The sequence below is a fragment of the Enterobacter sp. HK-058-C-ECC genome, from assembly GCF_047531125.1.
Classification (GTDB): Bacteria; Pseudomonadota; Gammaproteobacteria; order Enterobacterales; family Enterobacteriaceae; genus Enterobacter; species Enterobacter quasiroggenkampii.
Map to the genome: position 1 here is coordinate 206,148 of NZ_JBLKCH010000007.1, position 16,507 is coordinate 222,654.

The 16,507-nt window shown below is 57.0% G+C and carries 17 protein-coding genes; 7 read left to right on the top strand and 10 right to left on the bottom strand.

From position 1 onward, the window contains the following. Positions 1–80: 80 nt before the first annotated feature. From ivbL to ACMWJS_RS15455, 3 genes are all read right to left on the bottom strand, one after another. Complete coding sequence (gene ivbL / locus ACMWJS_RS15445; RefSeq protein ID WP_057979964.1) at positions 81–179, bottom strand: ilvB operon leader peptide IvbL; 99 nt, start codon at positions 177–179, stop codon at positions 81–83. A 107-nt stretch (positions 180–286) separates the two neighbouring features. Further along, positions 287–766, bottom strand: a complete 480-nt coding sequence (locus tag ACMWJS_RS15450; RefSeq protein ID WP_414747273.1) for an Hcp family type VI secretion system effector — start codon at positions 764–766, stop codon at positions 287–289. Positions 767–974: 208 nt separating this feature from the next. Further along, positions 975–1,679 carry a hypothetical protein gene (locus ACMWJS_RS15455; protein WP_414747274.1) on the bottom strand — a complete coding sequence of 235 codons (705 nt, stop codon included), beginning with the start codon at positions 1,677–1,679 and terminating at the stop codon, positions 975–977. Positions 1,680–2,371: 692 nt separating this feature from the next. Here ACMWJS_RS15455 and tisB point away from each other — a divergent pair. From tisB to emrD, 4 genes are all read left to right on the top strand, one after another. After that, complete coding sequence (gene tisB, locus ACMWJS_RS15460) at positions 2,372–2,461, top strand: type I toxin-antitoxin system toxin TisB (RefSeq protein ID WP_008500146.1); 90 nt, start codon at positions 2,372–2,374, stop codon at positions 2,459–2,461. 64 nt (positions 2,462–2,525) lie between these two features. After that, positions 2,526–2,972, top strand: coding sequence for a GNAT family N-acetyltransferase (locus tag ACMWJS_RS15465; RefSeq protein WP_025910712.1), 447 nt, complete (start codon positions 2,526–2,528; stop codon positions 2,970–2,972). A 62-nt stretch (positions 2,973–3,034) separates the two neighbouring features. Then, positions 3,035–3,868, top strand: a complete 834-nt coding sequence (locus ACMWJS_RS15470; protein WP_414747275.1) for an EamA family transporter — start codon at positions 3,035–3,037, stop codon at positions 3,866–3,868. Between the two features lie 175 nt (positions 3,869–4,043). Continuing rightward, positions 4,044–5,228, top strand: coding sequence for a multidrug efflux MFS transporter EmrD (gene emrD, locus ACMWJS_RS15475; protein WP_414747276.1), 1,185 nt, complete (start codon positions 4,044–4,046; stop codon positions 5,226–5,228). On the opposite strand, the gene ACMWJS_RS15480 is transcribed toward emrD, so the two are convergent. Both ACMWJS_RS15480 and dsdC read right to left on the bottom strand, forming a co-directional pair. Continuing rightward, entirely contained in the window at positions 5,131–6,219 is a 1,089-nt protein-coding gene (locus tag ACMWJS_RS15480) for a cellulase family glycosylhydrolase (protein ID WP_045909372.1), read from the bottom strand. The genes emrD and ACMWJS_RS15480 overlap by 98 nt on opposite strands. An 84-nt stretch (positions 6,220–6,303) precedes the next feature. Continuing rightward, entirely contained in the window at positions 6,304–7,230 is a 927-nt protein-coding gene (dsdC, locus tag ACMWJS_RS15485) for a DNA-binding transcriptional regulator DsdC (RefSeq protein ID WP_414747277.1), read from the bottom strand. Between the two features lie 204 nt (positions 7,231–7,434). Between dsdC and dsdX the strand changes: the two genes are divergently transcribed. Further along, positions 7,435–8,772: a D-serine transporter DsdX gene (gene dsdX, locus ACMWJS_RS15490; RefSeq protein ID WP_414747278.1), complete on the top strand. Its 1,338-nt coding sequence runs from the start codon at positions 7,435–7,437 to the stop codon at positions 8,770–8,772. A gap of 17 nt (positions 8,773–8,789) precedes the next feature. After that, entirely contained in the window at positions 8,790–10,076 is a 1,287-nt protein-coding gene (dsdA, locus tag ACMWJS_RS15495; protein WP_414747279.1) for a D-serine ammonia-lyase, read from the top strand. Positions 10,077–10,158: 82 nt separating this feature from the next. On the opposite strand, the gene ACMWJS_RS15500 is transcribed toward dsdA, so the two are convergent. From ACMWJS_RS15500 to ACMWJS_RS15515, 4 genes are all read right to left on the bottom strand, one after another. Further along, positions 10,159–10,506, bottom strand: coding sequence for a DUF202 domain-containing protein (locus ACMWJS_RS15500; RefSeq protein WP_048030328.1), 348 nt, complete (start codon positions 10,504–10,506; stop codon positions 10,159–10,161). Further along, positions 10,496–10,843: a YidH family protein gene (locus ACMWJS_RS15505; RefSeq protein WP_414747280.1), complete on the bottom strand. Its 348-nt coding sequence runs from the start codon at positions 10,841–10,843 to the stop codon at positions 10,496–10,498. Before ACMWJS_RS15505 ends, ACMWJS_RS15500 begins: the two co-directional genes overlap by 11 nt. 92 nt (positions 10,844–10,935) lie before the next feature. Beyond that, positions 10,936–12,258, bottom strand: a complete 1,323-nt coding sequence (locus ACMWJS_RS15510) for a 6-phospho-alpha-glucosidase (protein ID WP_414747281.1) — start codon at positions 12,256–12,258, stop codon at positions 10,936–10,938. After that, positions 12,255–13,877, bottom strand: coding sequence for an alpha-glucoside-specific PTS transporter subunit IIBC (locus tag ACMWJS_RS15515; protein WP_414747282.1), 1,623 nt, complete (start codon positions 13,875–13,877; stop codon positions 12,255–12,257). The genes ACMWJS_RS15510 and ACMWJS_RS15515 overlap by 4 nt, the downstream gene beginning before the upstream one ends. A gap of 221 nt (positions 13,878–14,098) precedes the next feature. Between ACMWJS_RS15515 and ACMWJS_RS15520 the strand changes: the two genes are divergently transcribed. Then, complete coding sequence (locus tag ACMWJS_RS15520; RefSeq protein WP_023618235.1) at positions 14,099–14,845, top strand: GntR family transcriptional regulator; 747 nt, start codon at positions 14,099–14,101, stop codon at positions 14,843–14,845. Here ACMWJS_RS15520 and ACMWJS_RS15525 read toward each other — a convergent pair. Further along, positions 14,813–16,474 (bottom strand): putative transporter, encoded by a 1,662-nt coding sequence (locus tag ACMWJS_RS15525; RefSeq protein WP_111967621.1) that lies wholly within the window; start codon positions 16,472–16,474, stop codon positions 14,813–14,815. The two genes, ACMWJS_RS15520 and ACMWJS_RS15525, sit on opposite strands and share 33 nt — an antisense overlap. Between the last annotated feature and the right edge of the window lie 33 nt (positions 16,475–16,507).

The following is a 16,507-nucleotide window of genomic DNA, read 5'->3' on the forward strand; positions in this document are numbered from 1 at the left end:
CTTTCCGGGGAGGGTCCTAAACGAAAAACCCCGCCCGGTTTGCGCCGGCGGGGTTTTGGATTCGTGTGTTGATCCAGTCCCTACGGCGCATTGCCGACGACCACCACCACACGCACGACGACCACTGCGGCTGGTTGCGCAGTTTTTAGTAGGGTCGAAGTGAAGATGGATGAAGTCATTGGGGACCTGTGTTTGGAATCATTGATTGAATTTATACAAACACAGGTTTTCGGGCGTGACAATGGAAAAATTTTCATCTGCGCAAAAATGCGCCAGGGATCACGTTTCAGTACGTTGCCCGCTCATTCCAGGAGTCACTATAGATGACATTGCCGTCGCAATGCTTCCAGGTGATTTTCTCATAGCGTATGAGAACCGTTTCAAGGTGTGTTCCCGTGTTTGCGCCGGGATACAGGTCAGGTGTGATTGAGGTTATTTTCACATTCTCCAGGAGGATATTAAAATATTCCTGTTCTAAACCCGCCTCATTAATCTGATACAGCTTAATGGTGGCTGACTGGAGTGTTCTTCCCGTACTCAGCGCGCGAAAGAGAAGCGGGGTTACACGATCAAATTCTTTCTGAAACATGATGGGCATGTGGATGCGCGTGCCCGTCAATTTCCCGGTATTCCCGTCGACTGGGACGTTGACATTATGAGTGAACGATTTAAGTTCAATTGAACCTTCACGCCCTGTCACAAGGCAGGGGCCAACCATGGGGGAACCATTTTCATCTGTAAGAAATAAATAAGCCGGATTTGACATAAAGAATACCTTTTTTTTAAAAAATCAATCGTACTTATCAAAACGACCGAAAATTATTGGATGAACAATGATAAATACGCCGATAGCAATAAATGTGAGTAATACCCAGTGGTCAGGTACCAACCACAGAAAAAAAGAGGCGCATACAAAAACATAAACAGGAAATAAAATATCCGTAAAGAGAATTGATAACAGACTCTTAAACACGCTACTTGTCCCTTAAGTCGTCATAAATCGCTTCAAAATCCCTGTAGAATCCCATTTGAACCTTCTTAATGAGTTCAGACAGGAATGGTTCAATAAAGTAATAGAGCATCTCCAGTTGTGCGGCATAGAGAGTGGCGTAATACTTTGGGTCCAACGTTTTCAGGCGACGAGCAGCAAGCGCGCACTTCTGGTCCGTGCCAATGAGTTGAAAGGCCATGACAACGTTCGGTACACGACGTGCAAGCCGTTCGACGACGATTTCTGAGAGCAGGCCAGATTTGGAAAGATATATTGCCAACCCCCATGCTATTGCTAAACGCGCTGCTTTGCTTGTCGGGATATTTTTAACAAGTCCGGTTACTTGTGAACCCGTCTTACGGGCGCGATTTTGTTCATTTCCATTTTCAGAGTCATTTAGAACACTTTTAAAATAAAGATAGAGCATCTGTGCTATTACATCGCGATAACGGTAAAGAGACACAATTGAGAGGTACATCCTCTTTTCTTCTGAGAGAAGCTCATCACATACATCGTGATAGCTGGGGATTAAGCATGATGAGTACCAGCTTACACGCTCCATTCCTGAATAGATATCAGAGCCGATTCCCTTTAATGCTTTCCATGTCCCGGCAACGCCTTGCTGTCCATAAATAGCCAACTGTCTGTCGCTCTGGAACTTCATCTTCAAATAATCCGATGCTTGCATAACATATCCATATCATGCCTGTGGTTATAAGAATATACATTGGAAAGCAGTGTAATTCAAACCGGTGAAATTGCCTCAAAAATACATTCACGAGAAAAATAATTCGATTAAATATTATATTTTACGTCTATATGCGTTGCGATTTTAATATCCTGGCAAGTCTGTTGTTTATATTAAATGGCTTATTTGGTGCTGCATCACGTAAAACTATCCTGGTTCCCCTGCATAAAATTAATTTCTTAAGAAGCCTGACCAGGCCACTGCTTATCCCGGTATTTTTTTGTGGGCAGACCAGAAAACAAAAAACCCCGCCTAAGCGAGGTTTTTATCAGGGTTTTGCGGTTGGTCGCCGCAGAACACACTGTGTTACGTCAACGCAAAAAGTATACGCGATCGAAGACGAACGCGCAATTCCGGCACGGATTTTGACGTTTTTGAGTATGGATCGCCTTTCGATTTTTGTCCAAAAAATACTGTTCATACATACAGTATTTATCTATACTGAGGGTGTTCGCAGTGAGCGAGGGGGCCGCAGTTCTACCGGCGCAACGAAGTCCTGGCTGAAACGGGTGGTGCCGTCAGTGCCTTAACCCCTGAAGTGAGCACACTGTGTTACGTCAATCCAGGTGCTGGCAACAGGCGGCGGAAAGGTAAGCCAGCATCGTGCTCCTTTTAACCAAAAGGAGACGCGTATGAGCGTAGTGGATATGGTGATACTTATCCTCAAACTCATTGTTGCAGTACTGCAACTGCTTGATGCTGTCCTGAAATTCGTTCGGTAATTCAGGTTCAAGTCGCACCTGAGAGGGGCGGGCAACCGCCCCTCTTTAATAACGAGGGAATGCTATGTCGCGTCTGTTAATTGAGCCTGTTACGCCTGATGAGCCGGGGTATATCGCCCTGAAGGCGGAAAGTATTGCACTGAATTTTAACATGCTGCGCAGGCTTGAAGAGAGCTGGCAGCGGGGTGAGAACCGCTTTAACGCGCCGGGCGAAAAGCTGTTAGGTGCGTTTCTTAACGGTAAGCTGGTGGGCGTGTGCGGCCTCAACCGCGATCCGTTCAGCCAGCAGCCGCGCGCTGGACGTATTCGCCATCTCTACGTCAGCGAGAAGTGCCGCGGGCTGGGGATTGGCAAGCAGCTTTTAACCGTCGTGATGGCCGATGCCAGCATCTGGTTTGATTTCCTCAATACCCATGCGCCGGACGCTGCCTACGGGTTTTATCGCCGGGCAGGTTTTACGCTGGTGTCGGACGAACCGCGGGTGACGCACCGCCTTTTTTGTGCGGTGTAACCGGCTGGCAGCTTCAGGACGTGAATGTTACAGTTAAGTGACAATTCATCACCCGATACGCCATGACCATCACCGTATTCTGCATTTTGCTGTTCGCCGCCCTGCTGCATGCCAGCTGGAATGCCATCGTCAAAGCCGGAACGGACAAGCTCTATTCCGCGATTAGCGTCAGCGGCTCCGCCACGCTGATTGCCCTGGTGCTGCTCCCCTTCTCTCCACAGCCCTCTGCCGCAAGCTGGCCGTTTTTGTTTGTCTCCTGCGCCTTACAGGTGGTGTACACCGTGCTGGTGGCAAAGACCTATCAGGTCTCCGATATGAGCCAGACCTATCCGCTGATGCGCGGCACCGCACCGCTGCTGGTGGCGCTGATCAGCGTGCTGGCGCTTGGCGATCGTCTCTCCTGGCTCGCCTGGTCCGGCATTGGGGTAATTTGCCTGTCGATTCTGGCGATGGCGATGAACGGGCGCATGCAGTCGCGCAAAGGGATCTGGCTGGCGCTGCTGAATGCCTGTTTTATCGCCGGGTATACGCTGGTGGACGGCACCGGCGTGCGGCTGTCGGACACCGCGCTGGGCTATACGCTGTGGACCTTCTTTATGAACGGCTTCTGCCTGCTCGGCTGGGCGATGGTCGCGCGTCGACGCGAGGCATCCGGCTACCTGCGTCTGCACTGGAAAAAGGGGCTGCTCGGCGGCGTTGGCACCATGGGCTCGTACGGTCTGGCGCTGTGGGCAATGACGCAGGCCCCGCTGGCGGTGGTCGCGGCGCTGCGGGAAACTTCCATACTCTTTGGCGCGCTGATCGCATTTTTGCTTTTAAAAGAGAAGGTTGCGGGCCTGCGCATCGCGGCGGCGCTGGGCATTGCTGGCGGCGCCATTCTGCTGCGCCTGGCGTAAAGCACTGGCAACATTAGTTGCCGTTCTTGTTTACAAATCCTGCCTTTACCGGTTTTTTCATTCACCACAACAATGCTTAAATTGTCATCTCTCTGTGGTAGATTCCTCGCGCATTTATGGGAATGCGCAGTCACTTATTCTTCATTTTTCTCTTTTGGCAAAAGTATTCAGCGACATGAAAAAGCAACGGAACGTTAACTTATTGTTGATGCTGGTGTTACTGGTGGCCGTCGGTCAGATGGCGCAAACCATCTACATTCCGGCGATTGCCGACATGGCAAAGGAATTAAACGTCCGCGAGGGCGCAGTACAGAGCGTAATGGCAGCTTACCTGCTGACCTATGGCGTTTCGCAGCTCTTCTACGGCCCGCTCTCCGACCGCGTCGGGCGTCGCCCGGTGATCCTGGTGGGCATGAGCATTTTCATGGTGGCGACCGTCATCGCGATGACCACCCATAACCTGACCGTATTGATTGCCGCCAGCGCCCTGCAGGGCGTCGGGACCGGCGTCGGCGGGGTGATGGCGCGAACCTTACCGCGCGATATGTATCAGGGTACCCAGCTGCGCCATGCCAACAGCCTGTTGAATATGGGCATTCTGGTCAGCCCGCTGCTGGCCCCGCTGATCGGCGGCCTGCTGGACACGATGTGGTCCTGGCGCGCCTGTTACACCTTCCTGCTGGTGCTCTGCATGATTGTCACCTTCAGCATGGCGCGCTGGATGCCGGAAACGCGCCCGCAGGACGCGCCGCGCACGAAGCTTATCGCCAGCTATAAAACGCTGTTCGGCAACGGCGCGTTCACCTGCTACCTGCTGATGCTGATCGGCGGCCTGGCGGGTATCGCGGTGTTTGAAGCCTGCTCCGGCGTGCTGCTGGGCGCGGGGCTTGGCCTGAGCAGTATGGTGGTGAGCATTCTGTTTATTCTGCCGATCCCGGCGGCGTTCTTCGGCGCGTGGTTTGCCGGGCGACCAAACAAACGCTTCTCCACCCTGATGTGGCAGTCGGTGATCAGCTGTCTGCTGGCGGGTCTGATGATGTGGATCCCGGGGCTGTTTGGCGTGATGACCGTCTGGACGCTGCTCATCCCGGCGGCGCTGTTCTTCTTCGGCGCGGGGATGCTCTTCCCGCTCGCCACCAGCGGCGCGATGGAGCCGTTCCCGTTCCTCGCAGGTACGGCGGGCGCGCTGGTGGGCGGTTTGCAGAACATCGGTTCCGGCGCGCTGGCCTGGCTCTCAGCGATGATGCCGCAGACCGGGCAGGCTAGTTTGGGCCTGTTGATGACGCTGATGGGGCTGCTGATTTTACTGTGCTGGCTGCCGCTGGCGTCGCGTGTCCCGCATCACGAGCAGCCGGTTTAACCGCATGATGGCCCGGCTTCTCGCCGGGCTTTTCACAGACAGGGGCGATCATCGCCTGCAATAACGGCTCTGGCGCAGGCCGCCAGGCGCCCTCTTCCCCGTCGTAAAACTGGAAATCCGCGTTAAGCGCATACGGGATTTTCGCCTTTTGCAGCTCGCAGGCCATAAAGGTAGCGAACGCTATTTGCGAGGCGGTTGGCGTAAAGCGGCTTGATTCTCCCACGCCCCAGCCCCCGACCCAGCTAACGTGCCCGGTTTTTTGCTGCCAGTGCAGCGCGGCATTGATGCGGTTACGGATTGCCGCTTTCTCCGCCGCCGTGCCGGACGTCCACGGGTATTTACCGCCATTCTTCAGCGGCCCCCACGGGAAAATATGCCACTCGGCCAGCAGATAGTTCTGGCTGTGCGCGGGCAGCTTCAGGCTGGATAACTCCTCCGGCGCGGCACGCAGGCGCGGCGCAATAAAGATCATGCGCTGAGGGTCGATGTCGTGGATCGCTTTAATGGTCTTTTCATAGACGCGGTTTAACGACGCCAGATTGTGGTTGAGCTTGTCGGCCGGCTCATAGATGAGGTCAAAACCCAGCAGCGGGTAGCTCTGACCGAAATAGTGCGCCACGGCAATCCACCAGTTGACCGTCTCTTTCTCGTTATCGGCTTTCGGGTCGTTTTTATATTCATCCGCCTGATACGCGACTATCGGGATCACGCCATACTGCTCGCAGGCTTCCACCAGCTTGCGCAGGTGGATCAGCCGCGCTTCCGTCGGCTCATCGGCGACACGGATGCGCACGTGGGTAATGCCTTTAGCCCGAAAATCGCGTACCACCAGCGGGTCGAATTCACGAATGCCGCGCTCAGTGCGCGCCCAGTCCACATCCATCCCGACGCCCAGCTGCTGCGCATAAAGGGCGGCCGTCAGCGGCGGCTCAGCGGCAATCGCCCAGCCGGAAGAGATCAGTAATGCACAGGCAATAAAAGGCTTTAACACGGTTTACCCTGGATAAATCGAAAGCATTACCTGTATTTAGCACGCTTTTTCACATTTGGTGTAGCGCGAAAGCGTAATAATTCTTCAACCTGCCAGTTCTCTCAGCCAGCCGATAAAGGCGTCAATTTTCGGCCACTGACGGCCAGAAAGCGTCGAAATATAGTAGTGCTGATGACATTTCAGGGTCTTGTCACCAAACGGAGCGATGAGTTCGCCTCGTTCAAGCCGTTTTTGCACCAGCCGCTTTCTGCCCATCGCGACGCCGACGTGATTAATGGCCGCAATGATCGCCAAATCGGAACGATCGAAACCAATGCCCGATGATGGCGGCATGTTCACCGCAAAATGCTGCACCCAGCTCAGCCACTCATCCGTACCAGAATCATTACTCCAGGCCTGACGGTCATGCAGCAGCGTGCAGTGGCTGAGGTTATCGGGGTTTTTCAACAGCTCATGCTCGCGGGCATACTGCGGCGAGCAGACGGGCAAAATCTCTTCGTCCATCAGGAAGTGGTGAGACAGATGGTTTGGCGGCGTATCGTCGAAATAGAGCGCCAGATCGACGCCCGTTCGCTGCATATTGACGTAATCATTGCCGGTCAGGACGGTGAGCGATATTGACGGATAGCGGCGGGTAAAGTCGCCCAGCATGGGTACCAGCCAGCACTGGGCGATCGACGGCCGGGAGTAGACCGTCAGCGTGCCGGACAGCGCCTGGTTTTTGATGTCCAGGATCTCCTGATTCAGGGTGTCGAGGGACGATTTTAGCGTCCAGTAAACGCGCTTTCCCTCCTGCGTCAGCTCAACTTTACGGTGCGAACGGACAAACAGCTGAATACCCAGCTCCTCTTCCAGTAGATTAATGCGGTGGCTCACCGCGCTGGGGCTAAGCGACAGTTCCTCCGCCGCCAGCGCGAAGGATTCATGCCGGGCCGCCACTTCAAAGGTGTACATTTTCGACAGTTGCCAGCCGTTGAGCAGCCGGTTTCTGGCTTCATTTGCATCGGTCATCACAATTCTCACGCGTGGTTTCTGCGCTCAGCATACCGTTTAAGGGTGAATTTATGTGAACCTAATGCGAGTTAAGTGCGTTTTTTAGAGCGCAGTCACTCAGTTGATTCAATCTGGCTCACCTGAACGCCAATTTATATCGTTTGTCAGCCCACGCCGCTTTTTCGTCCAATACCCCCAGATGACATAAGGGTGAGGTGAGATATGGGATCTCAGGTCTGGGTTGTGGCAACGCTGCTGGTCAGCATTGTGTTGATTGTTTTAACCATCGTAAAACTGAAGTTTCACCCGTTCCTCGCGCTGCTGCTGGCGAGCTTTTTCGTCGGCGCAATGATGGGAATGAGCCCGCTGGATATGGTAAACGCCATTGAGAGCGGGATTGGCGGCACGCTGGGCTTCCTGGCGGCCGTGATTGGTCTTGGCACCATTCTCGGCAAGATGATGGAGGTTTCCGGCGCAGCAGAGCGCATCGGGATCGCCCTGCAGCGCTGCCGCTGGCTGTCAGCAGACGTGATTATGGTGCTGGTCGGCCTGATCTGCGGCATTACGCTGTTCGTGGAAGTGGGCGTGGTCCTGCTGATCCCGCTGGCGTTTTCCATCGCCAAAAAGACCCACACGTCGCTGCTTAAGCTGGCCATTCCGCTCTGTACCGCGCTGATGGCGGTGCACTGCGTGGTGCCGCCGCATCCGGCCGCACTGTTTGTGACCAATAAATTAGGGGCGGACATCGGGACGGTGATCGTCTACGGCCTGCTGGTGGGCCTGATGGCCTCTCTGGTCGGCGGCCCGCTGTTCCTGAAACTGCTCGGCAATCGTCTGCCGTTTAAACCGGTTCCGGCGGAATTTTCAGACCTGAAGGTGCGGGAGGAGCATACCCTGCCGTCGCTGGGCGCCACGCTGTTTACGGTGCTGCTGCCGATTGCCCTGATGCTGGTGAAGACCATCACCGAACTGAATATGGCAAAAGAGGGCACGCTGTATACGCTGCTGGAGTTTATCGGCAACCCGATCACCGCGATGTTTATCGCCGTGTTTGTCGCCTACTACCTGCTGGGGATCCGCCAGCACATGGGCATGGGCGTGATGCTGACCCATACGGAGCACGGCTTTGGCTCTATCGCCAACATTTTGCTGATTATCGGCGCGGGCGGCGCGTTCAACGCCATCCTGAAAACCAGCGGACTGGCGGACTCGCTGGCGCATATTCTCTCGAACCTGCACATGCACCCTATCCTGCTCGCCTGGCTGGTGGCGCTGGTGCTGCATGCCGCCGTTGGCTCCGCCACGGTCGCGATGATGGGCGCCACGGCCATCGTCGCGCCGATGCTGCCGCTCTACCCGAACGTCAGTCCGGAGATCATTACCATTGCCATCGGTTCCGGCGCAATTGGCTGCACGATCGTCACCGATTCCCTCTTCTGGCTGGTGAAGCAGTACTGCGGCGCGACCCTGAATGAGACCTTCAAATACTATACGACGGCGACGTTTATCGCCTCGGTGCTTGCACTTGGCGGCACATTCCTGCTTTCTTTCATTATCTGAGCGCGAAGAGACGTATTATGGAAAACGCAACTATCACCACTTTAACCGCACAGTTTCCTCTGGTTGAGGATCTGATTGCCCTGAAAGAAACCACCTGGCTTAACCCGCGCACCACCACGCTGGCGGAAGGGCTGCCCTATGTCGGGCTGACCAAAGCCAACGTGGACGACGCCCATGCGCGACTCAACCGCTTCGCGCCGTATCTGGCGAAAGCCTTCCCGGAGACGGCGGCAACGGGTGGGATTATTGAATCCGAACTGGTCGCGATCCCGGCAATGCAGGCGCGGCTGGAGAAAGAATCTGCTAAGTCTATTCCCGGCACGCTGCTGCTGAAAAAAGACAGCCATCTGCCGATTTCCGGCTCGATTAAAGCGCGCGGCGGTATCTATGAGGTGCTGACCCACGCGGAAAAGCTGGCTCTGGACGCCGGATTACTGAGCGTGGAGGATGACTACAGCATCCTGCTGGAGCCGCGCTTTAAGGACTTCTTCAGCCAGTACAGCATTGCGGTAGGCTCAACCGGCAACCTGGGGATGTCCATCGGTATCATGAGCGCCCGCATCGGCTTTAAAGTGACGGTGCATATGTCCGCCGACGCCCGCGAGTGGAAGAAAGCCAAACTGCGCAGCCACGGCGTCATCGTCGTGGAATATGAGCAGGATTATGGCGTGGCGGTGGAGCAGGGACGCAAAGCGGCAGAAAGCGATCCGAACTGTTTCTTCATTGACGATGAAAACTCCCGCACCCTGTTCCTGGGCTACGCGGTGGCAGGCGAGCGGCTAAAGGCGCAGTTTGCCGCACAGGGCCGCGTGGTGGATGCCGATCATCCGCTGTACGTCTATCTGCCGTGCGGCGTCGGCGGCGGCCCTGGCGGCGTGGCGTTTGGACTAAAGCTGGCCTTTGGTGACAACGTCCACTGCTTCTTCGCGGAACCCACGCACTCCCCGTGCATGCTGCTGGGCGTCTACACCGGCCTGCACGACGAGATTGCCGTACAGGACCTGGGCATTGATAACGTAACGGCAGCGGACGGGCTGGCGGTAGGACGCGCGTCCGGCTTCGTGGGCCGCGCGATGGAGCGCCTGCTTGACGGGTTCTATACGCTTTCCGATCAGAGCATGTACGACATGCTCGGCTGGCTGGCGCAGGAGGAAGGCATTCGGCTGGAACCGTCCGCGCTGGCGGGCATGGCCGGGCCGCTGCGCGTGCCTTCAGATGCCAGCGTTACCCACCTGGTGTGGGCGACCGGCGGCGGCATGGTGCCGGAAGACGAGATGGCGAAGTATCTGGCGAAAGGGAAGTAATTATGCCGGGTGGCGGCTGCGCCTTACCCGGCCTACGGTTCGCGGCAGTTGTAGGCCCGGTAAGGCGTAGCCGCCACCGGGCTTATAAGCTCACAATTTGCTGAATGTGAGTCACTGCGAAGAGTAAAGACAGAGACAGCACGGCCAGGGCGATCAGGAACTTATCCCGCACCGCCTTCGGCTGCACAACATCCTCTTTTGCCACGTCCATCAGGTTACGACTGCGGGTATAGCGCCATAAAACGATCGCCACCAGCGCCAGCACAACCAGCGAGATCCAGAACGGCACCCCGGTGCGGTGCCAGTTGTGCTTAATCGCCAGGGCAATCAGCGCACCATACCCCAGCAGCGTGCGCAGCCAGGCGAGTGACGTCCGCTCCGGCTGCAGGCCGGGGTCCGCTTCGCGTCGCGCTTTGCGGCTATCCGCCATAGAACACCAGCACCATCACCACGCCCGCCACCGCCAGCAGAATCGCGCTGATGATGAGTAACCCGCGCGTATAGGGCAGATCCTGCTTCAAACGCATCGCTTTTTCATTGCGCAGCCAGCGCAGGTAGCCGTAAATCGCCAGCACGCCCGCGAACAGGCACAGCAGCAGCGCCAGCACCTCGCGAATCAGCGGGGAGGCGAAATCAGGCGCGAGCTGGTCGAGCCCCACCCCGGCGGCAAGAAACCCCAGCGCGGTGCGGATCCACGCTAAAAACGTGCGTTCATTAGCCAGCGAGAAGCGGTAGTCCGGCGCTTCGCCGAGGCGGGAAATTTTCATGAAGATTCCTTGTCGTGCAACGGGCAGGCTTCAGCATAGCGTAAATCGACAAGGACAAGGAGACCGGCATCGGGCGATGCCGGTCAGGACGATCAGTTCAGCTCTGGCCAGTAATCCTTATTGGCCTCGATCAAGTCATCCAGAATCGCTTTCGCGACCGACGCGCTCGGCACGGTTTTCGACAGGGTAATCGCCTGCCAGAGTTTCTGGTACGAGCGCTGCTCCCAGGCATCCACCACCAGTTTTTCCACCGCCACCTGCTGGCTCATCAGCCCTTTCTGGAAGTGTGGAATGTCGCCCACCGTAAGCGGCTCCGGCCCGTTATGGCACACCAGGCAAGGGATCTCCACCATCGCATCGGCATCAAAGTTATGGATGGCCCCGTTGTTTGGCACAATCAGCAGCATCCGCTCCTGGGTGTTAAAGGCAATGGCGGTTGCCAGATCGACGATGTACGACGCGTGTTCGTCGATTTCCAGCTCACCGGCGGAGGATTTTCCCGCCTCGATAATCGCCCGGCAGGAACTGAACACGTGCTTCTCACGGTGATCCATGACCTCATTGGCGCGAGTGCGTTCCGGGTTGGAATGCGCGACCACGTAGTCCGGGAAGAGATAATACTTCAGGTAGGTGTTCGGCATGGTGTCCGGATCCAGCGCCTGCACGTCTTTGGCTTTGGCGAACGTATCGTTCCAGCTCGCCTCGGTGTGAGCGTTGTCAGAAGGCGGGACATAACCGTTTTTCGCCACGTATTCGCGCAGCTTCGGCATCAGATCGTTGCCGTTCAGGTCTTCAATTGACGTCCACCAGCCGAAATGGTTCAGGCCGTAGTAGCGCACGCGCATCTCTTTGCGGTCTTTCAGGCCGACAATCTGTGCCATGCGCCCTTCGATGCCGATCGGCATATCGCAGATGTTGAGGATTTTGGCGTTCGGACGCAGGCGGCGCGTGGCTTCCGCGACAATCGCCGCCGGGTTGGAGTAGTTCAGCATCCACGCGTTTGGGGAGTACTGCTCCATGTAATCCACCAGCTCCAGCACGCCGCCGATAGAGCGCATGCCGTAGGCAATCCCGCCCGGGCCACAGGTTTCCTGGCCCAGCACGCCGTGGCGCAGCGGGATTTTTTCATCTTTTTCGCGCATCGGGTATTTGCCCACGCGGATATGCGCCATCACGAAATCGACATCGCTAAAGGCCGCTTTCGGATCGGTGGTGTAGCTGAATTCAATCTCCGGCGCCTGCTCCTTAAGGATGATTTTGCACGCTTCGGCGATGGTCTCCTGACGCGCGCCGTCGTTGTCATAGAACTTCAGCGCGCGCAGCGGAAAACGGTCACGGTTGGCTAACAGCATCAGGACGATACCAGGCGTAAAGGTGCTGCCGCCGCCTGCAATGACAACTGAGAATTTTTTCATGATATAGCCTCTGTCAGGGTGGTTTGTTCATTCGTTAAGGGGGTTTTCATCAGCGATTCCAGCTGGTCGCGCACCTGAGGAACGTGCAGGCCGACAATCACCTGAATGCCGTTGCCGCGTCGCACCACGCCGTGGGCGCCGAGGGCTTTGAAGACGTCATCGCTTTGCGTTTTCGCCATATCGACCAGGGCGATGCGCAAGCGGGTGGCGCAGTTGTTGATACTTTCGATGTTGGCCGCGCCGCCGAGCGCCTGCAGGAATCCGGCGGCCTGCCCGACCTGCTGGCTGGCCGCGGCCGGGGAGGTGGTTTGCCCGCGCGCCGCCTTATAGTCGGCCTTGCTGTAGAGCTTGATTTCGCTCTCCTCCCGGCCCGGGGTTTTCAGGTTCAGACGTGCAATCAGCGTTTTGAAGACCACGAAGTAAATTCCGGTGAAGCAGACGCCAATGCCGATCTGGGTAAAGACCGTCGCGGCGTGGTTATGGAACATCGGGATCCAGTTTTGCGGCAGGAACTGGTCCAGCAGGCCGCCGCCCATGTTCCCGACCACGCCGAAGGTGTACATCACCGTCGCCATGGTCGCCGCCAGCACGGCGTGAACGGCAAACAGCAGTGGCGAGATAAACAGGAAGGTGAATTCGAGCGGTTCGGTAATGCCCACCAGCACCGCGGTAAGCGTGGCCGGGACCAGCAGTCCCGCGACCTTGACGCGGTTTTCCGGCGACGCGGTGTACCAGATCGCCAGCGCAATCCCGACCGAGCCGAACACTTTTGAGTTACCGTGCAGGGCGAAGCCGCCTTCCGGGAAGAGGGTTTTCAGCGGCAGGGTGCTCTGGCTGAATTCCTGCAGATGCTGCGCCCAGTAGACCTGAATCCCCCCTTCCACCGCCGCCGGGCCGAAGATGAACGGACCGTAGACGAAGTGGTGCAATCCGGTTGGGATCAGAATGCGTTCCAGGAAGGTATAGACCCACACGCCCAGCGCCCCGGCAGAGCGCAGGAACGCCTGCAGGGACTCAATGCCCATCTGCACTTTCGGCCAGCCCAGCAGCGTCAGCCAGGCGCAGGGGATCATGACGAAGAATGCGAGGATAACGACAAATGAGCTGCCCTGGAAAATCCCCAGAAACACCGGCAGCGGCTTGTCAAAATAGCGGTTATGGATGGCGGTAACGATGCCTGAAATCACGATAGCGCCGATGATGCTGGTATCGAGCGTTTTGATGCCGGCAATCATCGCCAGCCCGCTTCCGGCCGTCGGTTCGGCGGAGAAGTCGACGCCGAAGAAGTGGCCCCAGGTCATCCCCATCGCGTTGATGAAGTAGTTCCAGGTCAGGAAGCTAATCAACACCGCCAGGCAGGCGCGGCCCTGGGCCTGCTTCGCCAGGCCAATCGGCAGGCCGACGGCAAAAATCAGCGGCATATTGCGGAACACCGCCCAGCCGCCCTCTTCAATGATGTGAACAATCTGCGCGAAAAGATGATCGGGGGCCGTTAAGGCTTCGCCGACAAACAGCGGGTTGCGAAGCATGATGGCGATTCCCACCACGATCCCGGCGAACGGAAACAGCAACACCGGGGTAAACATGGCACCGCCAAAACGTTGTATTTGACTGAGCATTTTTAAATCCTCATGAAACAACCTGTAGGGGTAGAGGCCTTTATGGTTTTTTGCTGGCCTGAGGTGAGCATAAGAACTTACTGATGCGCGAACATGGCGTGCCGCTGCGATTCGTGATCGCATTCATGGTTTTATTTTGACCAATCAGGTCTACTTTTTGCGGTAAATATGGACATGTCAGGACGCCATCCACGCCCTGATAAGGGCAGAGAGGTCTACTGGTGATCTACAAATCCATTGCTGACAGATTGCGGCTGCGGCTGAATTCGTCGGACTACAATATCGGCAGTCCGCTGCCGGGCGAGAAAGCGCTGGCGCAGGAGTTCGGCGTGGCGCGAATGACCATCCGCAAGGCGCTGGATCTGCTGGTGAGCTGGGGGCTGGTTGAACGGCGGCACGGCAGCGGCACGTTTGTGTCACGCAAAGACGTTCACCACGAAACCACCAACCTGACCGGGCTGGTGGAGGTGTTGCGTCAGCAGGGAAAAGAGGTGCAGAGCAAGGTGCTGCAGTTCGAAGTGATGCCCGCCCCGCCCGCCATCGCCAGCCAGCTGCGAATTCAGGTGGATGAGCGGATCTACTTTTCCCGACGGGTGCGCTACGTGGACGGAAAGCCGCTGATGCTGGAGGACAGTTTTATGCCGGTGAAGCTGTTTCGCAATCTGTCGCTGGCGCATCTTGAAGGGTCAAAGTTTGATTACATCGAGAAGGAGTGCGGGATCACTATCAGCGGCAACTACGAGAGCCTGACGCCGGTGCTGGCCGATAAGCAACTGGCGGGTTATATGAACCTGCCGGAACAGACGCCGCTGCTGCGTATCACCTCTCTTTCCTACAGCGACAGCGGCGAGTTCCTCAATTATTCCGTGATGTTCCGCAATACCAGTGATTACCAGGTGGACTACCATCTGCGGCGCATCCACCCGGACGACCTGCTAGCCCATCCCCCAGAACAGCACCGCCAGTAGCTGCGGCGTAATGATGCGCAGGAACATCACCAGCGGGTAGACGGTGGCATAGGAGAGCGCTGCCGCGCCGCTGGTGGTGTGCAGGTTGTTGGCAAAGGCCAGCGCGGGCGGATCGGTCATGGAGCCCGCCAGCATGCCGCACAGCGTCAGGTAGTTCATTTTGGCGAACATCCGCGCCAGTATGCCCACCGTCAGCAACGGAATCGCCGTGATAAAGATGCCGTAGCCGACCCAGCTCATCCCTTCGCCCTTGATCAGCGTATCGACGAAATCCCCGCCGGACTTCAGCCCGACCACCGCCAGGAACAGCACGATGCCCAGCTCGCGCAGCGCCAGGTTGGCGCTCGGCGGCATAAACCAGTAGAGCTTACCGATGCAGCCGATACGCCCGAGGATCAGCGCCATAATCAGCGGCCCGCCCGCCAGGCCCAGCTTGAGCGCCACCGGGAAGCCCGGCACGTACAGCGGGATGGAGCCGAGCAGCACGCCAAGCCCAATACCGATGAACACCGGCAGCATCTGCACCTGCTGCAGTTTCTGCTGGGCGTTACCCACCATATCCGCCACGGCGTCGATGGACGACGGGCGACCCACCAGGTTGAGAATATCCCCGAACTGCAGGCTGGCCTCGGGGCTGGCGACCAGCTCGACACCCGCACGGTTGAGGCGGGAGATCACCACGTCATAGCGCTCTTTTACCTGCAGATCACGTATTTTTTTGCCCAGTACGTGCTCGTTAGTCACCACAACGCGTTCCACCCGCATATCGGTGCCGCGCGTGGAGAGCGAGGTATCCACTTCCTGACCAATCACCAGACGGGCATTGTTCAAATCGCCGGGCTGGCCGACCAGATGCAGCAGATCGCCTTGCTGAATGATGGTGCCGGGCGCGGGCACCATCAGCATATCGTCGCGCTTAAGGCGGGAGCAGATGATATTGGCGCTGTTCAGGATCGGCACGTCCTGAATCGCCATATTGTTCAGGTTGGGGTTATCAACCCGAATGTTGATGGTTTTGATCGGCATATGGCCGTTGGTGAGCGTAGTTTCGTGGTCCTTCGCCTCTTTATCGACGTTAATGCGAAACAGGACGCGGACCAGCCACATGGAGAGCAGAATGCCGCAAATGCCAAACGGATAGGCCATGGCGTAGCTCATCCCCATCTGGTCGACGATGCCGGGTTCGATGCCCAAATCGCGGAGGATTTGCTGCCCGGCACCGAGCGCGGGCGTGTTGGTGACCGCTCCGGAGAAAATGCCCAGCACCACGGGCAGCGGGATAGCAAAGATTTTATGCAGAATGGCGGTGACCAGCCCGCCCATCACCACAATGCCGAGGGCAAACAGGTTGAGCCGTAAGCCGGAGACACGAAGAGAGGCGAAAAAACCCGGCCCCACCTGAATCCCGATGGTATAAACGAACAGGATCAGGCCGAACTCCTGAGTAAAGTGGAGCATTTCGGCGCTCAGCACCAGCCCGAGCTGGTCGGCAAAGTGGCCGACAAAAATGCCGCCAAACAGCACCCCGCCTATCCCAAACCCGACGCCGCGGATTTTGATATTCCCTATCCACAGGCCAACAACAGCGACCAGGGCCAACACGCTGACGGTTAACGCGATATCACTCATGATCCACTTCCTTGGCATAACCTTAGTTATGCT

Excerpts from the sequence above, each read along its gene's own strand:
- ivbL (WP_057979964.1), bottom strand. The coding sequence starts at position 179 with ATGACTTCATCCATCTTCACTTCGACCCTACTAAAAACTGCGCAACCA.
- ACMWJS_RS15450 (WP_414747273.1), bottom strand. The coding sequence starts at position 766 with ATGTCAAATCCGGCTTATTTATTTCTTACAGATGAAAATGGTTCCCCC.
- ACMWJS_RS15455 (WP_414747274.1), bottom strand. The coding sequence starts at position 1,679 with ATGCAAGCATCGGATTATTTGAAGATGAAGTTCCAGAGCGACAGACAG.
- tisB (WP_008500146.1), top strand. The coding sequence starts at position 2,372 with ATGAGCGTAGTGGATATGGTGATACTTATCCTCAAACTCATTGTTGCA.
- ACMWJS_RS15465 (WP_025910712.1), top strand. The coding sequence starts at position 2,526 with ATGTCGCGTCTGTTAATTGAGCCTGTTACGCCTGATGAGCCGGGGTAT.
- ACMWJS_RS15470 (WP_414747275.1), top strand. The coding sequence starts at position 3,035 with ATGACCATCACCGTATTCTGCATTTTGCTGTTCGCCGCCCTGCTGCAT.
- emrD (WP_414747276.1), top strand. The coding sequence starts at position 4,044 with ATGAAAAAGCAACGGAACGTTAACTTATTGTTGATGCTGGTGTTACTG.
- dsdC (WP_414747277.1), bottom strand. The coding sequence starts at position 7,230 with ATGACCGATGCAAATGAAGCCAGAAACCGGCTGCTCAACGGCTGGCAA.
- dsdX (WP_414747278.1), top strand. The coding sequence starts at position 7,435 with ATGGGATCTCAGGTCTGGGTTGTGGCAACGCTGCTGGTCAGCATTGTG.
- dsdA (WP_414747279.1), top strand. The coding sequence starts at position 8,790 with ATGGAAAACGCAACTATCACCACTTTAACCGCACAGTTTCCTCTGGTT.
- ACMWJS_RS15500 (WP_048030328.1), bottom strand. The coding sequence starts at position 10,506 with ATGGCGGATAGCCGCAAAGCGCGACGCGAAGCGGACCCCGGCCTGCAG.
- ACMWJS_RS15505 (WP_414747280.1), bottom strand. The coding sequence starts at position 10,843 with ATGAAAATTTCCCGCCTCGGCGAAGCGCCGGACTACCGCTTCTCGCTG.
- ACMWJS_RS15510 (WP_414747281.1), bottom strand. The coding sequence starts at position 12,258 with ATGAAAAAATTCTCAGTTGTCATTGCAGGCGGCGGCAGCACCTTTACG.
- ACMWJS_RS15515 (WP_414747282.1), bottom strand. The coding sequence starts at position 13,877 with ATGCTCAGTCAAATACAACGTTTTGGCGGTGCCATGTTTACCCCGGTG.
- ACMWJS_RS15525 (WP_111967621.1), bottom strand. The coding sequence starts at position 16,474 with ATGAGTGATATCGCGTTAACCGTCAGCGTGTTGGCCCTGGTCGCTGTT.